Origin of the sequence: Pseudomonas sp., from assembly GCF_050739935.1 — a bacterium.
Classification (GTDB): Bacteria; Pseudomonadota; Gammaproteobacteria; order Pseudomonadales; family Pseudomonadaceae; genus Aquipseudomonas.
In genome coordinates, this window is sequence record NZ_JBOICF010000058.1 from 41,950 (window position 1) to 64,508 (window position 22,559).

The following is a 22,559-nucleotide window of genomic DNA, read 5'->3' on the forward strand; positions in this document are numbered from 1 at the left end:
GGCTTGCCGGCGACGGCGGTTCCAAAGACTCAACCGCCAACAAGCCGGACCGCCGCAGCGCCGTGAGCCAGCCCCATTCATTTAAGCGGGCCTACAACTGCCGCTTAGCTCAACGCCCCCGCCTTCATCAACACGTTCGCCAGCTTGCGCGCCAATTCTTCTTCCTTGTAGGGCTTCTGCACAATCAGATGCTGATCGACGTCGAGAATATCGATGTCGGCAAATCCGGTGATAAACATGATCGGCAGCCCCGGGTGGTCGCGTCTGACGATGTCGGCCAGTTCGGCGCCGGTCATGTTGGGCATGGCGAAGTCGGTCAGGACCAATTCGATGCCGGTGTCGATCTTCTTCAGCGCATCATCGCCGTTCTCCGCCTCGACCACTGAATATCCCAGTGAGCTGAGCATCATCGAAGTCACCGCGCGGACTTCCGGATCGTCATCCACCAACAAAATGGTGCGTTGCAGGTCATCAGGATCGGCGTGACCCGGCATGTCCGAAACACTGACTACGGGGTTGGCGATCCGGGCGATGCTGGGCAGGAACACCTTGATCGTCGTCCCGGCGTTCTCGGCGGTGTCGATGCTCACCCCGCCCCCGGACTGCTTGGCGAACCCGAAAACCTGCGCCAGACCCAGGCCCGAGCCCTTGCCCACCGCCTTGGTAGTGAAGAACGGCTCGAAAGCCTTGGCCAGCACTGCCTCGCTCATGCCACAACCGGAGTCGCTGACCGACAGCACCACATAGGCGCCCGGATCCGGATCTTCGGGACGTTGCGGCAAGCGATAGACAATTTCGTTCCAGGTGCTCAAGCGCAGCTGACCGCCCTGAACCATGGCGTCGCGGGCGTTGATGGCCAGGTTGAGAATGATCATTTCGGTCTGCGTCGGGTCGACCAGCGCACTCCACAGATCATCGGCCAGCTCGGTGTCCACCCAAACACTGCCACCCAGCGCACGCCCAAGCAATTCCCGCATGCCGCCAATGGTGTCGTTGAGATTGAGGGCCACCGGCTCCAGGCGCTGACGACGGGAGAACGACAACAACTGGCTGGTCAATTTGGCACCGCGCTCGCCCGCCGAGCGGATGTTCTGCAGACGTTGCGGCGATTTGGTGAACACGCCTTTTTCCAGATCCCGGGCCAGGAAGTTGGCACTGGTCAGAATCACCGTCAGCAGATTGTTGAAGTCATGGGCCACCCCCGCTGTGAGCTGCCCGACCACTTCAAGCCGCTGCATCTGCTGCAAGGCCGCCTCCACTCGTTCGCGCTCCCTGATTTGATCGCGCAAACGTTTGTTGGTCGCCGCCAGTTCGTCGACCACCGCGCGTTCGCTGGTGATGTCGCGTACCGCGGCGTACATCAGGCCCTCGTCCGGCACGATGGTCCAGGAAAGCCAGCGGAATCCGCCTTCAGCGTGGCGCATACGGTTAACAAAGCGGGTAGTTACATTGCCCTGCGCCACGCTGGCGGTCTCGCGCAGCGTCGCTTCCAGATCGTCGAGGTGAATAAGCTCGCCCAGCGACTGTTCCTGAAAATCCGCGCGGGTCCAGCCCAGAGTCGTTTCCCACGCCGGGTTCAGAGCGATCGGGGTCATGTCGAAACGCAGCACGCCGAGCAGTTCCCGGGACAGCTCCCAGGTGCGGTCCCGTTCACGGGTTCTCTGCACCACGCGCTCACCGAGAATCTCGTTGAGTTGATGCAGCGCCTGGCTTGCCTGTTTGCGTTCGCTGATGTCCTGCATGACGCCCGTGAAGCGTACGCATTTGCCGGCTTCAAACAACGAGCGACCGTTGGAAAACACCCAGCGCTCGACGTCGCCGTCCACTAAAAGGCGATGTTCGATCTGGAAGCCGGTGTCAGCGGCCAGCGCCGCCATGACCTTGCTTTGCAGCAGATCGCGGTCGTCCGGATGACAGCGGGAAAACATGAACGCCATGCTCACCGGGGCGTCGGCCGGCAAGCCGTAAAGCGTCTTGCAGCGCTCGTCCCAGAGCAGGGTTTCGGTGCGCGGATCATACGTCCAGACACCCATCTCGGCCGCTTCGATTGCCAAATGCGCACGCACCTCGGCGTCCTGCAGGGTGGCTTCGGCGTGCTGGCGTTTCTGCCGCTCATGCACCTCGGAGACTGCGCGCCTGACAGCTTTAGGCAGCATCTTTAGATTCTGTTTGAGCACGTAATCGATGGCACCCATGCGCATCATTTCGACCGCATGCTGCTCGCCGAAAATACCCGAGAAGAAAATGAAGGGTGTATGTGGCGCTAAACGCAATGCACTATTGAGCACTTCCGGGCCGGAAGAACCAGGAAGCAGGTAATCACTGAGAATCAGATCGAAATGCCGGGCCGAAAGCTCTCGCTCCACTTCCTGGTGGTTGTAGACCAGAGTGGCGTCGATTTTCAGCCCACTATTCTCCAGCGTGAGCAGGGTCAGTTCAGCGTCATGCGGACTGTCTTCAACCAGAAGCAATTTGAGTAACGATAGCGGCATGAATAGTCATCGTTTGTTGCGCAAAGGCCTTTAATGCCGCCGTGTCGCGGGACAGATCAGGCCGGAAGTCCGGGTGAATCAGGATCCCGGACGGCGTGTCAGTCGCAATGAGCCTGGCGGCGGCTCGTTGAGTACGGCCCAGAAAATCCCTAGGTCAGAGATTGCCGAGACGAATTCCTTGAATTCGACCGGCTTGACCACGTAAGCGTTCACTCCCAACGAATACGCGCGTTGTAAATCAGGCTCCTCCCGAGAAGACGTCAGCATCACCACCGGAATACTGCGCAGTTCCTCGCTTTCGCGGATGGCTTTGAGAACTTCCAGGCCGTCGACTTTCGGCAGTTTGAGGTCAAGCAACAGCACCGCCGGACTACCCACCGCGCGGTCATGGTAATTGTTTCGCCGAAAGAGATAGTCCAGCGCCTCGGCGCCGTCACGCAATACGATCACTTCGTTGGCCAACTGGCTACGCTCCAGAGCGACGAGGGTCAACTCCAGGTCGTTCGGATTGTCTTCCACCAGAAGAATGGGTTTGAGCATTGGGCGTCTCCTCGGACACTCAAAGGGTTACAGTGAGACTGCGTTTGGGCAGCGCAAAATAAAAGGTGGCTCCCTGCCCCAGCTCGCTATGGGCCCAGACCGAACCGTCATGGCGTTCGATGATCCGCCGCACGCTGGCCAGGCCGATCCCGGTACCTTCGAATTCCTCCATCCGGTGCAGGCGCTGAAACACGCCAAACAGTTTACCGGCGTACTGCATGTCGAAGCCCACGCCATTGTCGCGAATGTACACCACGACCTTGCCGTCTTCCTCGTAGCTTCCGATTTCGATCACGGCGGCGCTTTGAGTGCGGCTGTACTTGATGGCGTTTGAGAGCAGATTGCGCATCGCCAGATGCAGAAACGCCGCGTCGGCGATCACCACCGGCAAAGGCTCCGGGATGCGCCACTGCAAATCACGGCCTTCGTAGTCAGGCTGCATTTCCCGGCGGATCGCCTCGATCATGGCGTTCACGTCGACTTCCGAGTAACGCATGGCCGAGCGGCCCATCTGCGAGAAGCTCAGCAAATTGTCTACCAGGGTGCCGGCGAATCGTGCCGACTCGCCGATGTTCTCCAGAAACCGGACACCACGCTCTGAAAGCTTGCTGCCTTCGATGTCACTCAGCAGTTCGGCATAGCCGGCGATGTGCCGCAATGGCGCGCGCAGGTCGTGGGACACGCTGTAGGAAAACGCTTCGAGTTCCTTATTGGACTTCTTCAGCTCTTCGGCCAGCGCGGCCATTTCCTCTGCCTTGCGCAGCACGATGCCCAAAACTGCAGCGCGCAACTCCACCACACCTTCGGTATCCAGCTCATCCCATGGGCGAGAGTAACCACGCATGGTTTCCTGCCAGGCGGCAAAACTGTGTCGTGGGCTGAGCGAACCGCTGTCGCTGACGGTTTTTTCCGGTTTGCCGGCCCAGTTCACCACCCGGGCCTGCTCGGGCCGGAACCAGATGATGTAGTTCGAATGCAGCTCGGAAATGGCCATCGCCAAAATACCGCTGACCGAGAGGCTCAACTGCGGCAGCTCCGGGATGTCACGGCCGACGTTGTCGGATTGAAACACCTCGTGGGTATCACGCTGGCTCAACCACTGGGTCAGTTCGTGGATCTGTTGGTGGTCCGGCGTTTCGCCATAAACATCCAGCGTCGATTCGGAGATCACCGCCGCACCCGTCGCCTCGACAAACGCCAGCAGCACATCAGGCATCGCTCGCAGGCCGGCTATCACGCTGTCCAGGTCGGCCATCGACGCGAGCATCTGCACGATCTGCCGACGCAGGACCAGCATACGCTGGGTCTTGGCCTGGGCCTCCTTGGTTTCGATCTGCAAGGACAGCACACTGCCCAGCAGTTCGCAGGCGGTGCGGGTCTGAAAGCTCACGGGGCGCGGGGTCGCATGATGGCAGGAAATCAGGCCCCACAACTCACCGCGCACGACAATGGAAATCGACATCGACGCCAGCGTCTGCATGTTGCGCATGTACTGCAAGTGGACGGGCGATACGCTGCGCAATGTGGCAAAGCTCAGGTCCAGCGGCGCGCCGGTCAGCGGATTGTTGACCGGCACCAGCGGCGAAGGCTGGTAGTTGGCATCCTCGATGACACGAATGCGGTTGGCCAGATACAAAGCCCTGGCTTGCGCGGGGATGTCGCTGGCCGGAAAGCTCAATCCCAGATAGCTCGGATAGCCCTCATCGGCTACCTCGGCGTTGACCAGGCCATTGCCTTCGGCGTCGAAACGATACACCTTGACCCGCCCGAAACCGGTGATGCGTTTGACCTCCAAAACCGAACGCTGACTCAGCGCCTCGATGGTCTCGGTTTCTTCCATCTGGCTGATGAACGTGCGCATCAGCGGATAAACAGTGCCGTATGCCGAGCCCATGTCACTGGCGGGCTCGAGTTCGGCAATCAGCACCTGATCGTGCCGGTGAACCATCATGGCCATTGGCACGCCGGCGCGTGTGCCTTCAAGAAAACGCACGTCGCCGACATGAAACGGATTCTGGTCATCTTCAGGCAGCGCCGCCAGACGATCCAGCAGGCGCTGGCAATCGTCGAAGACGCGCGGCAGAGCAGCACCGATCAATTCTTCTGGCGCCATGCCGAGCCAACTGACGACGTTGGCACTGACTTGACCGATGGTCATCGTCGCTTCGTCGATGACCAGCAGAAAACCTTGGGGCTGAATACTGCCGGGAATCTGGATCGGCTCGCGGGCGCAATTATCGATCGCGCTTTGGAGAAGCTCCTGGCTGAGGGTCAAAACTGAATCTCCTTCACCCCCGACGCGTCCCACGGACTCTCGCCAAAGGTGGGTGCCTTACGGTTGGCACTGAAATGAATTGGCGTAAACAGTAACAAAAAATGCATGTTCGCGGTTTGATTGCGCATTGATATCACTACAAAAACAACAGCCGTCATGCATCAAGCATGGCTCTTACCTTGTGCAGAAACTCGGCCAATTGGAAAGGCTTGGTGATCATGTCCATGCCCTCCCCTAGAAACAGCTGACGATTCAGGGCGTTTTCCGCGTAGCCAGTCATGAACAGCACCGGGACTTGCGGCCGCCAGGTGCGCATTCGCTGCGCCAGTTCGCGGCCGTTCATCTGCGGCATGCCCACGTCGGTCAGCAACAGGTCGATCGACGGATCATGTTCAAGCAACGTCAGTGCAGTGCTCACATCGGCGGCCTGGGTGCAGCGATACCCGGCATCGGTCAGAATCTCGTTAACGAACATTCGAACCGAGGCTGTGTCCTCGACGATAAGCACATGCTCACCTGCCCCGAGTTCAGCGGTTTCCAGCACCGGTTGTGGCACCACGGTCTGCTCCAGCGCCGCAGGCAGCATCAGGGTAACCTCGGTGCCGTGCCCCACGACGCTGCGAATGTGCACATCGCCACCGGATTGGCGGGCAAAGCCATAAATGGTCGATAAGCCGAGCCCGGTGCCTTCACCGATGGGCTTGGTGGTAAAGAACGGGTCGAACACCTTGTCGATCAGGTGGTGTTCGATACCGACCCCGTCATCGCGCACATTCAGCGAGATATATAACCCATCGGCCAGCCGTGAGTTGCCCTGGGAATACGCCTCATAGGTGCTGATCCAGATATGCCCGCCCTGGGGTAAAGCGTCCCGGGCATTGATCACCAGGTTGAGCACTGCGCTTTCCAGCTGCCCGGCGTCGACCATTGCCACGGCGCTGCGTGATGTCAATTCGAGGGTGAGCCCGATGCGCTTGCCAATGGTCCGGCTCAGCAGATCCTCGAGCGAGCGTACGTACTGGTTGACGTCGGTGGGCCGGGTGTCAAGCGGCTGCTGGCGCGCGAAGGCCAGTAGCCGATGGGTCAGTGTCGCGGCGCTTTTCGCCGACGCCAGTGCCGCATCGGCATAGGTCAGGACTTTCTCGACGCGGCCGTCTTCGGTGCGTTTCTTGATCAGCTCAAGCCCGGTGACGATGCCCGTCAGCAAGTTATTGAAATCGTGAGCGATGCCCCCGGTCAGCTTGCCGATGGCATCCATCTTCTGCGCCTGCAACAGCTGCGCTTCAGTCCTGGCGCGTTCGGCAACTTCGTGAGCCAGTTGGGTGTTGACGGTATCGAGTTGCTGCAGATGCGACTGCTCACGGCGTCGATGCTCGGTGACGTCTTCGACGAACACCAGACTCAGGCCAGCGATACGATAAGGTGACACTTGCCACTCGGTCTCGCGCAGATCGCCCTGAACCAGCATGCTCAGGGTGCCCTTCCAGCGCTCACCCGATGCAAGCGCCTCTCTCAGGCCGGCGATGGCAGGCGTCTGATCTTCGCTGAAGCACCGCAACACGGCGTTTTGAGCCGAGCCCTGGGCGATCAGACGGGAAAAGGCGTGGTTGCACTCATGCACCTTGAGCTCGCCATCCATGACCGCGATTGGCGCCGAGACGTTGACGAAAATCTCACGAAAGCGATCCTCGCTGTCTCGCAGGGCAAACTCGGTATCACGCACTCGCAGCAGCGTACGCAGAGTCGCCAGCAACACATCCGGGTCCACCGGATGAACCAGATAGGCGTCGGCACCGGCCTCAAGTCCTGTGACAATATCCCCGGTCTGGATCGACGCCGCCGACACATGCACGACAGGCAACAAGGCGGTGCGTGGTTCGCTGCGCAACTGGCGCACGATATCGAAGCCGCTCATGTCCGGCAGGTTGACGTCGAGAATCAGCGCATCCGGGACCTGCTCGGCAATCTGCGCCAAGCCTTCGGTCCCGGTGCCCGCTTCGTGCACGATGAACCCCTGACGCTCCATGCGCCGGCGCAAGGCGTAGCGAGTCGCGGCATTGTCATCGACGATCAGCAGCCGGGTATCAGCTTTCATCGCCGTGCTCCTGAGCCAGCGCCAACGGAATCACCACATAAAAGGTAGACCCGACGCCGGGTTGGCTTTCCAGCCCCACGCGTCCTCCCAGCAACTCGGCGAAACGCTTGCACAACGACAGCCCAAGGCCCGTGCCGCGCAAGCGCTTCTGCAGCGGCGAGTCGACCTGAGTGAAGTCCTCGAACAGCGCGCCATGCAGTTCCGTCGGAATGCCGATACCGGTGTCGGTCACGGCGAAGCGCACTTCCCGCTCACCTTCAAGGCTGGCCGATACCCGCACCTCGCCGCGCTGCGTGAACTTCAGAGAATTGGAAATGAAGTTGCGCAAGATTTGCGCGAGTTTCTTGTCGTCGGTGTACAGCCTCGGCAAACCTACGGGCTCTTCGAAAATCAGGTCCACCGCAGAGGTATCGACGATTGGGCGGAACATGCCGCGCAAGGCCGAGAACAGGTCGAACATGTCGAACCAGGCCGGTGAAATACTGATGCGCCCCGCTTCGATCTTTGCCAGATCCAGCAGATCATCGACCATGTCGCTCAGTTCACGGGCAGCGGTGCTGACGAATGCCACCTGTTTGTGCTGTTCGGGGCTGAGCGGCCCGTCGAGTTCATCGGTGAGCAAGCTGGCAATGCTGAGGATCGAACCCAGCGGTGTGCGGAATTCATGGCTCATATACGAGAGGAAGCGGCTTTTCAGGTCAGACGCCTGGCGCAGTTGTTCGGCCTGGGTATCCAGCTCGGCATACAGCGCCAGCACGCCCTGATTGGTTTCATCCAGTTCGGCGCGCAGGGCGGCGGCCTCGTCACGCAATTGCCGCAGCTCTGCTGACTCCTCAAGGGCGCCGTGGGCGGGGTTGTCAGTCATCGAGCGTCTCCAGAGCAGTCACCAATACCGTTACGTCATCCCTGCCCCGGCAGTAATCGCGATGCAACACTGCCGCGATAATGGCCGGGTGACGATACATCAGACCCGGATAGTCGCGAAGATTCCACCGCGATTGCAGGCCGTCGCTGTACATGATCAGAAGCTGTCCGGCACATTGAGGGTAGCCCACGGCCGGGATTTTCCGGTATTGCAGGCCGACGATACCGGGGTGCGACGCAAGACCGCGCGTTTTCTCCTCACCAATCAGCGTCGCGCCGATGTTGCCGATGCCGATGAAGCGCAACTGATCCTGTGCGGCATCGAATTGCGCGACCGCCACGGCACCACCGCGAGTGCCATGCATCTCACGGTGAATATCGTCCAGCAGCAACCCCGGATCGCCGAACGGATCGCGGTTAAACGCAAAGGCGCCCGCCTTCGCCGCCTCTTCAGCGTCAGGACCATGGCCAAGTCCGTCGATCATCAGGATGCTAAGTTGCCGCCCTTGAATGGCAACTTCCCAGGCATCGCCACACGCCGGATCGTTATGCAATGAGTGCTGGGAAACACCCAGGCGCAGGTCTTTGACCGATGCCAAGCGCGGATAAAAGCGCGTCAACAGCACGGTCCCGCGATTGTCCGTATGAACATCGAAGACCTGCGCCTGACGCAAGATCGAGCCCAAGCCGATGCCTTGGGTGCCGCGAGTGGAGAAGCCATCGGCCATGCAATCGTGCAGGTCAAAACCCTGTCCCCGATCAATGGCGATGACTTCAAGGCCCGCAACGGCGCCCGGCAAAGCACGCAGGTGCAGCTCGCCATTGCTGGCGTGCTTGAGAATGTTGCTGGCCAGCTCCGTGACGACCAATGCCACGCGACCGGAGTCGGTGGCATCGAACGCCAACTGTTCGGCGAGCCTCTGCGCGATGCGCCGCGCATGGCCGACCTGACTGGTGTCTTCAATGGCCAACACCTGCGTCAGGCTGCTGTGCAGTTTCAGGTCCATTTGCAGATCGTCACGCGAGTACCCGCGCCCGGTGCGGTGTCCAGTTCGAAGTCATCGACCAGACGCTTGGCCCCGGTCAGCCCCAGCCCCAATCCGCCGCCGGAAGTCCAGCCGTCGGTCATGGCCAACTTCACGTCGGCAATGCCGGGGCCTTCGTCGCGGAAAGTCAGCTTCAGACCGGTGCGCGTACCGTCTTCGACGATTTCCCAGTCCATGTCGCCACCGCCGCCATAGACCATGGTATTGCGCGCCAGCTCACTGACCGCCGTTACCAGCTTGGTCAGGTCAATCAGCCGCATGCTGCAGTCCTGCGCCAGCTTGCGCGCCAGTTGCCGGGCCAGCACCACATCCTGCTCGATATGAATGCCCTGAGTGCCGCTGCTGCGCACGTTCATTGTGAATAGGTCCGCTCGCGCAACAGCGTCATGCCACGCTCGACGTTGAGCGCAGTGCTGACCCCCGGCAATGTCATGCCCAGTTCCACGAGGGTGATCGCTACGGCAGGCTGCATGCCCACCAGCACGGTTTCAGCGTCCATGATCCGCGACAGACCGGAGATCATGCCGATCATCCGGCCGATGAACGAGTCGACCATGTCCAGCGCCGAGATGTCGATCAACACGCCACGCGCTGAGGTCTTGCTGATACGCTCGGACAGATCGTCCTGCAGCGTCAGCGCCAATTGGTCGTGCATGTCCACCTGGATGGTGACCAGCAGAAAGTCACCCATCTGCAGAATCGGAATCCGCTCCATGGGCTTATACCGCCTTGGTGACGGTCAGACCCAGGCGGCGCAGCGCCAGTGCCAGGGCGTCTGCCAGATTGGCTTTGGTGACTACGCCTTGCAGGTCCAGACCCAGGTGCACGATGGTCTGGGCAATCTGTGGACGTACGCCGCTGATGATGCAGTCGGCACCCATCAGGCGAATGGCGGTGACAGTCTTGAGCAGGTGCTGTGCCACCAGCGTGTCCACGGTTGGCACGCCGGTAATGTCGATGATGGCGATTTCAGAGCCGGTGTCGACGATGCGCTGCAGCAGCGATTCCATGACCACCTGCGTACGCTGGGAGTCCAGAGTGCCGATCATTGGCAACGCCAGCACGCCGTCCCACAGTTTGACGACTGGCGTGGACAGCTCCAGAAGCTCTTCCTGCTGACGTTTGATCACCGACTCACGGGACTTCTGATAAGTGCGAATCGTGTGCATACCCAGCGCATCCAGCAGCTGAGAGATTTCCCACAGTTGGTCAGCGAGCAGCGCCGGACGGTCAGCGAACTGATCCTGCAACAGGCTGAACAGCGGGCCCTTCAGAGAAAAGATGAAATGAGCCGTCTGCTGCGAGTCCTGGCCGGCAAGCGCACGTTGGTGCGACAGCTTTTCGAGGAACTGACGCACCTCTTCCCAATCGCTGCTAGTGATGCTTTGCGAGCCGCCCTTCTCAAGAGCGGAGGTCAGCAGGCGGAGAAACTCAGCCGCCTGCTGATTGATGTCTTCGGCTTTCAGATTGCGCGTGGCACCACTGCCTTCCAAGTCCGCGAGCCACCGAGCTGTCAGTTGAGCTTCAGAGCTTTTCAGAGATTCCAGGGTGGTTTGCTGCAGTACTGCCATGAGGTTGGCTCCTGAGGTTTGCTGGTCGGTTCCTGATTGGAAGAACGCGACAACGGGCAGACACACGAAAAATGGCCAGGACCGCGTCCAGTCGTCCGGATCTAGTCCTAACTTGTTAAATACAAAGCGCTTTTGGTATGGCGAGCGGAAGCGACGAAATAACCTGCTGCCAGTCTGGTGTCAAGGTAACATCATCGAGCTCAAAAGGTTCCGTAATCTGTGACGATAGTCGTCCGCGTTGTCATGGGCAGGCGTATAAAAGGTTATATCGGCCCATTGGGCAGGGATTTCCGTCAGTGCGTGCTCCATTGCTTGCGAGGACGAAATCAACGGCACCGGAAAAAATCGATATACACACCACCCAAGTGCGCGAAAAAACTCCTAAAAAGCTCTTTCAGCGGTCTGCGCATAAATCGAAAACGCCCCCAGCAAAAACCAGAACACACTAAATAACCACGGCGTGCGCATCGAAAACATCAACGACTTCCGATACCCCTTCTCACTGGACTCATGCTCACTGAACAGCGGTGAATCATCATAAGCCAGCCCCATCGCCGGCTGGCTGCGCAACAACTGACTTTGTTTGAAATGCCAGTGATCAATAATTTCATACGCCGCCCGAATTCCCGGCCAGGCATGCATCGAACTGATCAACCCGAGCAACGTAAGAAACGGCGGCACCACAAGCGTGAACAACTTGCCCCACTCCGGATTGAGATTCGCCATCGAGGAGGCGAACGCAATCACCAGAAACGACTGAGCAGACAAATAAGCGTTGGTACGGTTGGAAAGAATGGAAGTCTCGTACTGAATTTCCTTGCGGTAAAAATCCAGACGCTCCTTGGGCGTACCGAACACCAACGCCTCGGCGCTCTCGACGTCGGATACCGCAGCGCTGCTGGTGATGATATTGGGTGTCACAGTCTCACGCCTCAAACCTAAAAACTCCTTGGCAGTGCGCCGGTATAAAGCCGGAGCTGCGTATTACGTTAGGCCCCGGCATTGGCAAGGTTCTGATTTAACGCAGGTCATCGGACAATGGCGTTGGCTCGTCCGGCGGAGGCACGATCTCTTCCGAAGGAGGCTCGTTCCAGTCCTCAGGTCGCTTATTTTGATCAACCTGGGGCTCATTCCAGTCCTCCGGACGTTGGTTCTGGTCCCGTTCATCCTGAGCGTCTTGGTCCTCCAGGCCATCCGGATCGACATCCTGATCAGCAGTCGGCAACTCTTCGGGCGTGGTGATCGGCATGGCGGGATCGACTGACATAAGCACCTCCTCTCTGCAAGGCCCGAAAAATGGGCTATTTCTGCTTCGAGACGCACATCGAGCAGGCGTGCCGTGAATATGACCAGCGGTCGCGTTTCAACGCATACCTGATTCACCTGAGATTGCCCGATGCCCGCGCCATGCAACGCACCCTGCGTTCCTCCACCCGCTGAGCGAACCACGCGGTAGTCAGCTGGCGGGTGATCTTCGGGCTTTCCAGCACGATGCCCGGCAGGATGGCTCGGGGCAAGGGTTTGCCCGCCGCCTTGTCAGCCAATGCGAAGACCTGCTTATAAAGGTCGGTATCCTCGAACTCCAGGGTTTCGCCCTGCTCCAGCGCGCTGCGGATGGTGGTGTTGCGCATACCCAGTTGCGCATGCAGGCTGCGTACGGCCAGTTCGGTCTGGCCGAGTGCCGGGCTAAAACCATAACTGATCAAATCACCATCCAGTGCCAGCCGCTTTCCCGACAGGCGCGCCACGGCGCTTTGAAACGCCGCGTTACGGCTGGCGTACCAACCGGCGTTGAAATCGGCGAAGCGATAGATCGGCTTGTCGTAGCTGACCGGGTAGCCAAGTAAGTGGGCGATGCCGAAATACATCCCGCCCCTACGCGTGAACACCTCATGGCGAATGGAATCCTCCACCGGATACGGGTAATCGCGCGCCTGTTTTTCGGCGAACTCGATACTGACCTGCATCGGACCTGCGGTATGGACCGGATTGAAATTGCCAAACAGCGTCCGGCCCAACGGCACCATGCCAATGAAGTCATCGAAGATCGCGCTCAAGTCCTTCTCGGTGCGGGCTGTGCTCAGCCGTTCGCTGTAGGTCTTGCCGGTGGGCGAGCGGATGTCCAGCGCGCTGCGTACCAGCAGATTGGGAATGTGGACCTTGCTCGCACGGCGGTCGATTTCGTCCTGCGCGATCTTGCCCATGCCCGGCACTGCAGGGTCGACCTGATAGTTGGATTCCTGCTCGGCCACCGCCAGCACCGAGCACAGGTTTTCGACGCTGGGGTCGATTTTCTGCGTGTCGAAGGCGGTATAGATGTCCGTCGCCCAACCCTGTCGGTCAGCGACGTTGGCAGGCAGCAGACGGACGATTTCGCTGCGCACCAGATCCGGAGGCGGCGCAGGGGTCTTATTGCGTTGCGAGCTGCAACCGGCCAGAAACGCCAGAAGCAGCACGCTGATCGCGGCATTGGCGTGGAGGGTGAATCCTTTCGCGGGCATGGAATCTCGATCTTCGGACAGTGGATTGCCGATATGGACAGCGCGCATCGTCAAGTGACTCATGCCTCACCCATGCAGCACCCTGACCCGGCTGCCGACGCCAAATTGCTCAAACCCGGCGTTCCGAGCCGCAACCTCCGTCACCGCCGGCACGCCGTGCTGCTACAAACGTATTTCTCGACAAACGCTATGTCGATCGGCCGCGACCGTAGGTCAGTCTTCACCCCCGCCCGCCAACTTTTCTGGATAATGCCGGTCCAACCGCCCCGAACATGAACACGGGAGAATCCTGTTTGAACATTGCTGGCGTCATCTTTGACTGCGACGGAACCCTGGTGGACAGCGAACGTCTGGCCGCGGGGCTTCTGCGCGACATACTGCAGGAACACCGGGTAACGCTAAGCGTCGACCAAGTGCTGGAGCGTTTTCGCGGGGTGCAGTTCGCGCTGTGCATGGAAGGTCTGTGCCGCGATTACCCGTGGTTGCCCAGCATTGAAATCGTCAATAGCTTCAGGGCGCGCACCTTGCCGCTGTTGCAGGCTGAACTTGAAGAAATGCCCGGTGCGGTGGACTTCGTTCGCAGCCTGTCACTGCCCAAGTGCGTGGCCTCCAATGGCCCACGCAGCAAGATCGAAACCTGCCTGAGCACGGTCGGCCTGCTCGACGTCTTCCACGGTCTGATCGTCAGCGCCTACGAAGTCGAGGCCTGGAAACCCTCGCCGATCCTGATCGAACACGCCGCTGAGCTGCTGGGCCTGAAGCCGGAAGAATGCCTGCTGGTCGAAGACAGCATTCCTGGCGTGCAGGCCGGTCTGGGAGCGGGCGCTCAGGTAGCGGGTTACGGCGACACCGATTTCTCGGAGTTTGTCGAGCACGCCAATTTTCATTCGGTCAGGGATTTTGGGGAGTTGAAACAGCTGGTGCAGCGCATCAGCTGAATCCGTTTTTACTTCGTCAGCACACCCGCTGAAATTTCGACCTGACGCCGGGCAGTACTGTGGGAGCGAATTCATTCGCGAGAGACCGGTTCAGGCGCTGGCCAGGCTGCCGATGTTCGGACAAATCGCGAATGAATTCGCTCCCGCCGAAGTCGGCGTCAAACGGCGGTTTTGGGCGGTGTTCCCGCCACATGGGTGAGACATCGAACCAAGGCCCACCCGATCGCCCCTTGCCTGCCACCAACGAACTCGATACTGTACATAAAACCAGTATCGAGAACTCTCATGCAGCTGATCGACAAGCTGAGCATCCTCGCCGATGCCGCCAAGTACGACGCTTCCTGCGCCAGCAGCGCTGCGCCCAAGCGCAGCTCCGAAGGCAAATCCGGCATCGGGTCCAGCACCGGCATGGGCATCTGTCACAGCTATACCCCTGACGGGCGCTGTGTCTCGCTACTGAAGATCCTGCTGACCAACTTCTGTCTGTATGACTGCCAGTACTGCGTCAACCGCCGCTCCAGCGATGTGCCGCGTGCGCGTTTTACTCCCGAGGAAGTGGTCACCCTGACCCTGGATTTCTACCGGCGCAATTGTGTCAGCGGGCTGTTTCTCAGCTCCGGTATCATTCGCTCGGCGGACTACACCATGGAGCAATTGGTCAGGGTGGCAAAGCTGCTGCGTGAAGAACACGAGTTTCGAGGTTACATCCATCTCAAGACCATTCCCGAAGCCGATCCTGCACTGATCGAAGAAGCCGGGCGCTATGCTGATCGTCTGAGCGTCAATATCGAGCTGCCTACTCAACTGGGCTTGCAGACTCTGGCTCCCGAGAAGGAAATGGGCTCGATCAAACAGGCGATGCAGACTATCTATACCGGCCAGCAGACCGTGCTCAACGAACCCAGAGCGCCGCGTTTCACTCCCGCCGGGCAAAGCACGCAAATGATTGTCGGTGCCGATGACACCGACGACAGCACTCTGCTGCACACCGCCGAATCGCTGTATGGCGATTTCCGCCTCAAGCGCGTGTATTACTCGGCCTTCAGCCCGATACCCAACAGTCCGAAAAGCGTACCACTCGCCGCGCCTCCATTGATGCGCGAACATCGCCTGTATCAGGCCGACTTCCTGCTGCGGGGTTACGGATACAGCGCCAACGAATTGCTCAATGGCCCGGGACATCTGGCGCTCGATATCGACCCCAAACTGGCCTGGGCCCTGGAGCACCGCGAGATATTTCCACTGGACCTCAATTGTGCTGAGCCGGCAATGATCGCGCGAATTCCCGGTATCGGCATTCGTACCACCAAGAGACTGGTCGAACTGCGTCGCCAGCGACGGATTCGCTATGAAGACCTGACGCGACTGCGCTGTGTGCTGGCCAAGGCCAAGCCCTTCATCATCACCAGCGATTACCATCCACGACAGGCGGAAAGCTCGAGCGTCATGCTGCGCGAGCAATTGCGCGACCGTCCGCAGCCGCAACAAATGGCGCTGTGGGGATGATCACTCTCGACTGTGACGACCTGTTCGACACCTGGCGACGGCAGGCGCGCTGGTTGCTGAGTCATCAGATCAATCCGGATCAGGTGAGCTGGAGCGTCCGTGAGCACGCAGATCTGTTCGCCAGCGATGACCATTATCCGGAGCAGACGGGGCCGTTTCAGGCGCGAGTGCCACTGGAACTGGTGGAGTTGTTGCAGAACGCGGCGCAATACTGCGGCGAGCAGCGCTGGAGCTTGTTGTATGAAGTGTTATGGCGCGTCAGCCACGGCGACCGAACGGCCATGCTCGCGGGGGACAGACTGGGCAGCGAGCTGCATCGACGCCTCAAGCAGGTCAGTCGCGAAGCACATCATCTGCATGCGTTCCTGCGTTTCATTGCCCTGCCCGTCAGCCCCAACCCCAAGGACCTGGCGGTCAAGGCAGCATTGCTGGAAACTCAGTCCCTGCCCGAATACGTCGCCTGGCATGAACCGGCTCACGACATATTGCGCAGTGCCAGCGAGCATTTCATCGGGCGGCTCGGGCGGCACCGCTGGCTGATCGCAACGCCCAGGGACGGGGTTTTCTATGACGGTCAGCAACTGATCCACAAACGCCAGTGTCCCGCTGCATGGCAGGCGCTGGCACGCAACGCCGACGATCCCCACGGCGAACTGTGGCTGACCTATTACAGCCATATCTTCAACCCGGCCCGACTCAACCCCAAGGTCATGCAGGGCCATTTGCCCGCACGCTTCTGGAAAAACCTGCCCGAAGGCCCGTTAATCCCCGCGCTGATCAGCGAAGCGCGCACCGGCAAGCAGCGCGATGGGCAGGCGACGCAGATTGGGCAGCGTAAGGGCAAGGTGATAAGAGGATAACCGACCGATACTGAGGTCTGTTGCGTTTAGCCTGACGAGCGCTTTGCTACTGCTGATGCACCGCGGTCTGCATGCCCGCCGTGCTCAACGGCGACCCCAGAGCGGTGCCGAAGAACGCCACCGCTTCGCTGCTAAGGTTGCGATGGATGTCTTCGCGGTCGACGCCGATGGCATCGTTGCACAGTCCCGGCTGAGTCGCGCGCTGCTCGTCGTCGCACGGCGCCATGAACACGAAATGCCCGGCACCGGCCAGCAATTTGAAGTTCGACACTTCGGGCAGTTTGCGCGCCAGGGCTTCGGCGTTTTTGTCGATGGCCAGCAGTTCGTCACCGTCGCCGCTGTAAAGCAGCACCGGCACATGAACATCCGCCAGGGTCTGACGACCGAACATCAGACCCAGTGGCGCCATCAGCATCAAGGCGCCCACCCGGGGGTCGGCCTGGGGATGCAAGTCATCCCGATCCGCCAGCAACTCGCCCTGGGTCTTACAGGCATCGCGGTCCTGAGGCCGCTCCAGGCAGTATTGGCGCAGGCGCTGCAAGTCAGGCTTCGCGCCCGCGAGGATCAGCGCGGTCTCGCCACCCGCCGAATACCCGATAACCCCGGCGCGCCGGGCACTGATGTAAGGCGAAAGCATCGGATCGAGCAATGCGGCGCTGATCGCTTCGGAAATCTGCAATGGTCGACCGTACAGGTTGCTCAGGCTCCCTAATCGACTGTGATCCAGGTAGTTATCACCCGGATGGAACACGGCAACCACCACAAAACCTTTGCGCGCCAGTGAAGTTGCCAGATCGTGCTGCGCCAGTGGGGTGCCAGTATTACCGTGGGAAAGCATCAGTAGCGGAAAACGGCCCATCGCGACCGCTGCATCTTCAGTCGCTTGAATGGGATAGCCCTGGACCCGCGTGATGTGGTCCGGGTCAGTTGAAGGATAAAAGGCATAGGCGTGCATGGGCCGGGAATCCAGCGGATCGAGGAAAGTCAGCTCGTGAAAGCCTACGCTCCAGGTCGTCAGCTCGCTGGCTTGCACCGAAATCAAGCCGCCGAACAGGCTAAACATTACCACTGCACAAAGACGCATCATCGCAATGCCCCTCACCTTGTCAATCCGTGCCCTTCGAATCAGACCTGTGTCGTCTGAAGTCCTTGTAAATCGCTGCCTGTCGCTATGTGACCGATGAGGGTCGATAACATTCAGGGAGATTCTTAGATCATTAGTGCACAAGGCGGGCCAAGCTCAGAAAAATCAAGGTCGCTGGCCGGTATCACAAAACGTGGCCGAATCTGCGGTGATTGTCCGCCTGTGAAAAAGGTTACTCGCAACGAGACCGCAAAGCCTGTCGCCCGGCTGAACGCGCAGGTTTGGAGTGCCCAAAAACGACAAAAGCCCCGGCACCGTCGGCATGTGGCCTTGGGTGGCGGGGCTTTGCGGTAGTCGACGGCTAGGCGGTAATAACTACCGCTTGGCGCATCAAGCGAACAGGGTTTCGTCGATGTGCTTCTGCGCTGCACTCAGAGCGTTGGCGCGTGGTTCTTCGCCATAGGCCAGGCCGTGAGCGGAAACGAACTGCAGATCACTGACGCCCAGGAAGCCGAACAGCACCTTAAGCAGATCGTCATGGCCGGCGCTGGTGGGTTGCCCAGCGTGCAGACCGCCAGCGGTGGAAACGATGATCACTTTCTTATCCTTGCACAGACCTTCCGGGCCGGCTTCGGAGTAACGGAAAGTGCGACCGGCAACGGTGATGCGGTCGATCCAGGCTTTCAGTTGGCTTGGGATGGTGAAGTTGTACATAGGCGCGCCGATGACCACGACGTCGGCCGCAAGGAACTCTTCCAGCGTGGCTTCGTTGGTTTCCACTTCCAACTGCTGAGCAGCGTCGCGACCTTCAAGCGGGGTGCCCGCTGCCGCCAGCGTAGCGCTGGAGAAATGGCTCAGGGCTTCGTTGGCCAGATCGCGGTAAACCACTTCAGTGCCTGGCTGGGTGGCGGTGAACGACTGAACGACGCTGCGGCTCAATTGGCGCGAAGCGGAATGATCGCCGAGGATGCTGGAATCGATGTGCAAGAGTTTCATAACGTGCTTCCCGAGTGAGAATCGCCGCTTGGCGATTAAGTGGCGATCATCCTACCCCGTAAACCAATAGCTGATTAGTCAGCAAAAGTGCGATAGTTCGTCCCACCAATAGAACAGTCGAGCAGACGATGCAGGACCTCAACGATCTTTATTACTTCGCCAAAGTGGTCGAATGCGGTGGTTTCGCGGCGGCTGGCCGAGCACTGGGGATTCCCAAATCGCGGTTATCGCGACGGATCGCCGAGCTGGAAACCCGGCTCAACGCCAGCCTTCTGCAGCGCACAACTCGTAAGTTGGCCCTGACGGCGGTGGGCGAGCGCTATCTGCAGCACTGTCAGGCAATGTTGCTGGAAGCCGAGATGGCCGATGAAGTGGTAGCCACGCTATCAGCCGAGCCCCGTGGCCGGCTACGTGTCTCGTGCCCGGTGGGGATGACCTACTGGAACCTGAGCGAGGTGGTCACGGACTTTCTCGCTCGATATCCGCAGGTGCAGTTGGAGCTGTTGCTGGTGAATCGCCGGGTTGACCTGGTCAACGAAGGCATCGATGTGGCCCTGCGTGTGCGCGATCCCGGGGATGAGGATCCGAGTCTGATCGTGCGCCATCTGGCGCCGGCAGCAGCCGTATTAGTGGCTTCCCCAGCATTGATCGCCGACCGGAGTATCCGCACACCCGTAGATCTGAGTGCTCTGCCGGTGCTGGGTGCGATCGAGGCCGATCGCAAGGTGCATTTCCAATTAGTGCATGAGGACGGTCGGCGCCATGAGGTCATGCTCGAGCCGCGTCTGGCCATCGACGATTTCACCATTCGCAAGGCGGCGGCTTTGGCGGGGCTGGGGATCACCATGCTGCCAATGATGAACTGTCGCGAGGCGTTGGCCGACGGCAGCCTGGTGCGGCTGCTGCCAGAGTGGTCGATGTCGACCGGGAATCTTCAGGCGGCTTACACCCAGCGCCGAGGCGCGTTACCAGCAGTTCGGGCGTGGCTGGATCATGTGGCGCAGGCATTCAGTGTGCATTCGGCGGGGTGCGTTTAGGGAGAAGTGGCGCTGTCATTTGCAGGCATTTCCAGCGCCACTCCTGTATCGCTTAGGGCTGTCCCGCACCGCCTGACGCCCCAAAGACCTGGCCTGTGACGTAAGTAGAGCGCGCTGACGCCAACTGGACATAGATGGGCGCGATTTCGGCCGGCTGACCTGGGCGTTTCATTGGCGTATCGCTACCGAACTGTTTAAGTTTTTCGGTGGTCTGCCCGCCGCTGACTTGCAACGGCGTCCAGAAGGGGCCGGGGGCAACCGCATTGACGCGGATCCCCCTATCGATCAATTGCTTGGCCAGGCCTTTGCTGAAGTTGGCAATGCCGGCTTTGGTCATCGCGTAATCCAGAAGATTTTTCGACGGGTCGTAAGCATTCACCGACGCGGTATTGATGATCGCTGCCCCCTCCGGCATGACCGCAACTGCCGCCTTGGTGATCCAGAACAGCGCGTAAAGATTGGTTTTCACTGTCCAGTCGAATTGATCGTCCGGGATATCGAGGATGGAGTCATAACTGTGCTGGCGCCCTGCATTGTTGACCAGGATATCCAGACCGCCGAGTGCCTTGGTAGCGTCCTGCACCAGGCGTCGACAAAACTCGGGATCCCTGATGTCACCGGGGATAGTCACGGCCTTGCGCCCAGCCTGACGGATCAGGTCCGCGACCTCTCGGGCGTCCGGTTCTTCGGCCGGCAGGTAATTGATGGCCACATCGGCGCCTTCCCGGGCAAACGCAATCGCCACCGCCCGACCGATGCCTGAATCGCCTCCGGTAATGAGCGCCCGGCGTCCTGCCAGCTGTTGACTGCCTTGATAGCTGCTTTCGCCATGGTCCGGGCGCGGGTTCATTTTGCCTGCCAGCCCGGGCCAAGGCTGCGACTGCTCTGTAAAAGGCGGCTTGGGATAGCCGTTCTGCGGATTACTCAGTGGCTTGCCACCGCCGCTCGAAGCAGTGGCTGCCTGGCCCATGACCGGCGTGGCCAAACCCACGGCGGCGGTGATGGCGGCGCCTTGCAGCAGGTGGCGGCGAGAAGGTTTGAAATCGGTAGAATCCATCGTGTGATCCTCGTCAGCGTCAGTGACCTTGGCCGCTACACGTAGCGTTCATATCAAGGCAGTACGGACGCTAGACGGTAGCGCCTGCGCGCAAGTTCAACCAACGGGACAATCGGCATAGCGCATGCCCAACCATTGAGTTCGATAACCGCGCGGCAGCAAGGATGGGGGCTCAATCATGGGTCAAATTCCGAATGGGAACGTGTCTTCTTCATGGCTGACCGTGCTGGCGACAGGCATGGGCGTGACCGCCTGCGTGGTTTCGATCCAGACCATCGCGTCGAACTGTTCGCTCAGCGCTGCTTCGAAGTAATGGCTGTGGCGCTCCGTCTCGGGACGATAAATCACGCCGATGGCCCGTTCCAGCAACACCTCTGACAGCGCCTGCCGCAGATCTTCCCGCTTTGCGTCCCGCCAGTCGGTGAGCGAGGCGGGAATGCCCGCCTTGAGAAACTGCTGCTCCCAGCTGTCCGGACGCGAGGCGAGCACTTCCTTGACACGCATCGGCCCATCCCAGTCATCGGCGGCCGCCACCTGACCGCGATCGGTAGACATACCGATCAGCACCGCGTCCCGACCATACGCGGCACGGCACAACTGCCCAATATTGAATTCCCCGCTCCAACCCATGACCGTCGCTGAGGCATCGCCTATGTGGGAGTTGTGTGCCCATACAATCGCTTTCGCATCCGCGCCACGATGTTCGAGCAACGCCTTCAGGGTGTCGAACATGTGCTTGTCGCGAAGGTTCCAGGACGCCATCGAACCCCGATACATCGCTCGATAGTATTGCTCCGCGGCGCGAACGACACGGGCATTCTGAGTCGCATTGAAGAACGCCTCGCCGCCGTCCACCAGATGCTTGAGCCGCTCGGCCAACAGGACGTGCAATTGCTCGACCACAGCTTTTTCGCAAGGCGCTTCGCCACCGCGCTCCACGAAATGTCCATACAGCGCCGGATCGTCTTGCCAGGGCGTCAGGCAGCCGTAACGCTGACGGGCCTCCCGAGCAAGCGTCGGTTCGTTCTGGTCAAGCCAGGCCAGCACTTCACTGATCGAGTTACGCATACTGTAAATATCCAGCCCGCGAAATTCGACGCGCTGCTCCTGCGCCAGATTCTGGTTGTGGCCACGCAACCAGTGCGTGAAATCGGCGATGTCAGTGTTGCGCCACATCCAGGTCGGAAAGCGCGAGAACGCCTTTTCCTTCCACGCCGACGGGCCCAACTCCCGCACCTGACGATCGACCTGTCCGGCGTCAGGCCAGTCAGCTTCGACTGCGACAATGTTGAAGCCGTGGCGCTCGATGAGCCGTTTGCTGATAGCGGCACGGGTCCGGTAGAAATCACTGGTGCCATGGCTCGCTTCACCAATCAACACCACCCTGGCATCGGCATAGCGATCGAAAAGCTCGCCAAATGCGGGCGAATCCAGTGCAGGCAAGGGTTCTGCGTATTCACGCAGCATGGTTTGAATTTCATCGCCGGGGTGCGCGGATCGCTGCCGGGTGACGCGCTGCAGGAATGCTTCTGATCGGGAAGTCATGGGGAGTCCTCCTCAGGTCGCAGGGCCGATCAATCGGGCTTATGTCGCATTTGAGAATGACTGCATTGCCTGGCGCCATGTTCCCCGCCAAAGGATCAATGGTAAAGATTCGGAACGTTCGCCAAATTTGTCCATCGTACGCAAGGACGCAG

The 22,559-nt window shown here is 59.9% G+C and carries 20 protein-coding genes; 4 read left to right on the forward strand and 16 right to left on the reverse strand.

Translation table 11 applies throughout. From position 1 onward, the window contains the following. Positions 1–104 precede the first annotated feature (104 nt). From ACRER8_RS10125 to ACRER8_RS10180, 12 genes are all read right to left on the reverse strand, one after another. Complete coding sequence (locus ACRER8_RS10125) at positions 105–2,492, reverse strand: response regulator (protein WP_431746191.1); 2,388 nt, start codon at positions 2,490–2,492, stop codon at positions 105–107. Between the two features lie 78 nt (positions 2,493–2,570). Then, positions 2,571–3,032 carry a response regulator gene (locus tag ACRER8_RS10130; protein ID WP_431746192.1) on the reverse strand — a complete coding sequence of 154 codons (462 nt, stop codon included), beginning with the start codon at positions 3,030–3,032 and terminating at the stop codon, positions 2,571–2,573. Between the two features lie 19 nt (positions 3,033–3,051). Next, the gene (locus ACRER8_RS10135) at positions 3,052–5,307 is read right to left on the reverse strand and encodes an ATP-binding protein (RefSeq protein WP_431746193.1); all 2,256 of its coding nucleotides are present in this window, start codon (positions 5,305–5,307) and stop codon (positions 3,052–3,054) included. A 154-nt stretch (positions 5,308–5,461) separates the two neighbouring features. Next, entirely contained in the window at positions 5,462–7,402 is a 1,941-nt protein-coding gene (locus ACRER8_RS10140; RefSeq protein WP_431746194.1) for a response regulator, read from the reverse strand. Continuing rightward, complete coding sequence (locus ACRER8_RS10145) at positions 7,392–8,267, reverse strand: sensor histidine kinase (protein WP_431746195.1); 876 nt, start codon at positions 8,265–8,267, stop codon at positions 7,392–7,394. Before ACRER8_RS10145 ends, ACRER8_RS10140 begins: the two co-directional genes overlap by 11 nt. Next, positions 8,260–9,273, reverse strand: coding sequence for an ATP-binding protein (locus ACRER8_RS10150; RefSeq protein ID WP_431746196.1), 1,014 nt, complete (start codon positions 9,271–9,273; stop codon positions 8,260–8,262). The genes ACRER8_RS10145 and ACRER8_RS10150 overlap by 8 nt, the downstream gene beginning before the upstream one ends. Then, positions 9,264–9,668 (reverse strand): anti-sigma regulatory factor, encoded by a 405-nt coding sequence (locus tag ACRER8_RS10155; RefSeq protein WP_431746197.1) that lies wholly within the window; start codon positions 9,666–9,668, stop codon positions 9,264–9,266. Before ACRER8_RS10155 ends, ACRER8_RS10150 begins: the two co-directional genes overlap by 10 nt. Continuing rightward, on the reverse strand, positions 9,665–10,027 hold the full coding sequence (locus ACRER8_RS10160; RefSeq protein WP_431746198.1) for an STAS domain-containing protein: 363 nt from the start codon (positions 10,025–10,027) through the stop codon (positions 9,665–9,667). Before ACRER8_RS10160 ends, ACRER8_RS10155 begins: the two co-directional genes overlap by 4 nt. A 4-nt stretch (positions 10,028–10,031) precedes the next feature. Next, positions 10,032–10,883, reverse strand: coding sequence for an STAS domain-containing protein (locus ACRER8_RS10165; protein ID WP_431746199.1), 852 nt, complete (start codon positions 10,881–10,883; stop codon positions 10,032–10,034). A gap of 381 nt (positions 10,884–11,264) precedes the next feature. Further along, positions 11,265–11,804 (reverse strand): hypothetical protein, encoded by a 540-nt coding sequence (locus ACRER8_RS10170; RefSeq protein ID WP_431746200.1) that lies wholly within the window; start codon positions 11,802–11,804, stop codon positions 11,265–11,267. A gap of 97 nt (positions 11,805–11,901) precedes the next feature. Beyond that, positions 11,902–12,150: a hypothetical protein gene (locus tag ACRER8_RS10175; protein WP_431746201.1), complete on the reverse strand. Its 249-nt coding sequence runs from the start codon at positions 12,148–12,150 to the stop codon at positions 11,902–11,904. 112 nt (positions 12,151–12,262) lie between these two features. Continuing rightward, positions 12,263–13,384 (reverse strand): DUF1615 domain-containing protein, encoded by a 1,122-nt coding sequence (locus ACRER8_RS10180; protein ID WP_431746202.1) that lies wholly within the window; start codon positions 13,382–13,384, stop codon positions 12,263–12,265. 293 nt (positions 13,385–13,677) lie between these two features. Between ACRER8_RS10180 and ACRER8_RS10185 the strand changes: the two genes are divergently transcribed. The 3 genes from ACRER8_RS10185 to ACRER8_RS10195 all read left to right on the forward strand — a co-directional run bounded on the left by ACRER8_RS10185 (position 13,678) and on the right by ACRER8_RS10195 (position 16,688). Next, a complete protein-coding gene (locus ACRER8_RS10185) occupies positions 13,678–14,322 on the forward strand; it encodes an HAD family hydrolase (RefSeq protein WP_431746203.1) in 645 nt (214 codons plus the stop codon). A 285-nt stretch (positions 14,323–14,607) separates the two neighbouring features. Then, complete coding sequence (locus ACRER8_RS10190; protein WP_431746204.1) at positions 14,608–15,828, forward strand: putative DNA modification/repair radical SAM protein; 1,221 nt, start codon at positions 14,608–14,610, stop codon at positions 15,826–15,828. Further along, positions 15,825–16,688, forward strand: a complete 864-nt coding sequence (locus tag ACRER8_RS10195) for a TIGR03915 family putative DNA repair protein (protein WP_431746205.1) — start codon at positions 15,825–15,827, stop codon at positions 16,686–16,688. The genes ACRER8_RS10190 and ACRER8_RS10195 overlap by 4 nt, the downstream gene beginning before the upstream one ends. Positions 16,689–16,734: 46 nt before the next feature. Here the strand turns inward: ACRER8_RS10195 and ACRER8_RS10200 are convergent, their stop codons facing one another. Continuing rightward, the gene (locus tag ACRER8_RS10200; protein WP_431746206.1) at positions 16,735–17,775 is read right to left on the reverse strand and encodes an alpha/beta hydrolase family protein; all 1,041 of its coding nucleotides are present in this window, start codon (positions 17,773–17,775) and stop codon (positions 16,735–16,737) included. 387 nt (positions 17,776–18,162) lie between these two features. Then, on the reverse strand, positions 18,163–18,768 hold the full coding sequence (locus ACRER8_RS10205; RefSeq protein ID WP_431746207.1) for an FMN-dependent NADH-azoreductase: 606 nt from the start codon (positions 18,766–18,768) through the stop codon (positions 18,163–18,165). 128 nt (positions 18,769–18,896) lie between these two features. Here ACRER8_RS10205 and ACRER8_RS10210 point away from each other — a divergent pair, with 128 nt between their 5' ends. Further along, on the forward strand, positions 18,897–19,805 hold the full coding sequence (locus ACRER8_RS10210) for a LysR substrate-binding domain-containing protein (protein WP_431746208.1): 909 nt from the start codon (positions 18,897–18,899) through the stop codon (positions 19,803–19,805). A 52-nt stretch (positions 19,806–19,857) separates the two neighbouring features. Here ACRER8_RS10210 and ACRER8_RS10215 read toward each other — a convergent pair whose 3' ends face one another. Next, positions 19,858–20,862 (reverse strand): SDR family oxidoreductase, encoded by a 1,005-nt coding sequence (locus ACRER8_RS10215; protein WP_431746209.1) that lies wholly within the window; start codon positions 20,860–20,862, stop codon positions 19,858–19,860. 183 nt (positions 20,863–21,045) lie between these two features. Continuing rightward, the gene (locus ACRER8_RS10220; protein ID WP_431746229.1) at positions 21,046–22,329 is read right to left on the reverse strand and encodes an erythromycin esterase family protein; all 1,284 of its coding nucleotides are present in this window, start codon (positions 22,327–22,329) and stop codon (positions 21,046–21,048) included. Between the last annotated feature and the right edge of the window lie 230 nt (positions 22,330–22,559).

Bases quoted from the DNA above. Each gene is read 5' to 3' on its own strand.
- ACRER8_RS10125 (WP_431746191.1), bottom strand. From the start codon at position 2,492: ATGCCGCTATCGTTACTCAAATTGCTTCTGGTTGAAGACAGTCCGCAT.
- ACRER8_RS10130 (WP_431746192.1), bottom strand. From the start codon at position 3,032: ATGCTCAAACCCATTCTTCTGGTGGAAGACAATCCGAACGACCTGGAG.
- ACRER8_RS10140 (WP_431746194.1), bottom strand. From the start codon at position 7,402: ATGAAAGCTGATACCCGGCTGCTGATCGTCGATGACAATGCCGCGACT.
- ACRER8_RS10145 (WP_431746195.1), bottom strand. From the start codon at position 8,267: ATGACTGACAACCCCGCCCACGGCGCCCTTGAGGAGTCAGCAGAGCTG.
- ACRER8_RS10150 (WP_431746196.1), bottom strand. From the start codon at position 9,273: ATGGACCTGAAACTGCACAGCAGCCTGACGCAGGTGTTGGCCATTGAA.
- ACRER8_RS10155 (WP_431746197.1), bottom strand. From the start codon at position 9,668: ATGAACGTGCGCAGCAGCGGCACTCAGGGCATTCATATCGAGCAGGAT.
- ACRER8_RS10160 (WP_431746198.1), bottom strand. From the start codon at position 10,027: ATGGAGCGGATTCCGATTCTGCAGATGGGTGACTTTCTGCTGGTCACC.
- ACRER8_RS10165 (WP_431746199.1), bottom strand. From the start codon at position 10,883: ATGGCAGTACTGCAGCAAACCACCCTGGAATCTCTGAAAAGCTCTGAA.
- ACRER8_RS10175 (WP_431746201.1), bottom strand. From the start codon at position 12,150: ATGTCAGTCGATCCCGCCATGCCGATCACCACGCCCGAAGAGTTGCCG.
- ACRER8_RS10180 (WP_431746202.1), bottom strand. From the start codon at position 13,384: ATGCCCGCGAAAGGATTCACCCTCCACGCCAATGCCGCGATCAGCGTG.
- ACRER8_RS10190 (WP_431746204.1), top strand. From the start codon at position 14,608: ATGCAGCTGATCGACAAGCTGAGCATCCTCGCCGATGCCGCCAAGTAC.
- ACRER8_RS10195 (WP_431746205.1), top strand. From the start codon at position 15,825: ATGATCACTCTCGACTGTGACGACCTGTTCGACACCTGGCGACGGCAG.
- ACRER8_RS10200 (WP_431746206.1), bottom strand. From the start codon at position 17,775: ATGATGCGTCTTTGTGCAGTGGTAATGTTTAGCCTGTTCGGCGGCTTG.
- ACRER8_RS10205 (WP_431746207.1), bottom strand. From the start codon at position 18,768: ATGAAACTCTTGCACATCGATTCCAGCATCCTCGGCGATCATTCCGCT.
- ACRER8_RS10210 (WP_431746208.1), top strand. From the start codon at position 18,897: ATGCAGGACCTCAACGATCTTTATTACTTCGCCAAAGTGGTCGAATGC.
- ACRER8_RS10215 (WP_431746209.1), bottom strand. From the start codon at position 20,862: ATGGATTCTACCGATTTCAAACCTTCTCGCCGCCACCTGCTGCAAGGC.
- ACRER8_RS10220 (WP_431746229.1), bottom strand. From the start codon at position 22,329: ATGCTGCGTGAATACGCAGAACCCTTGCCTGCACTGGATTCGCCCGCA.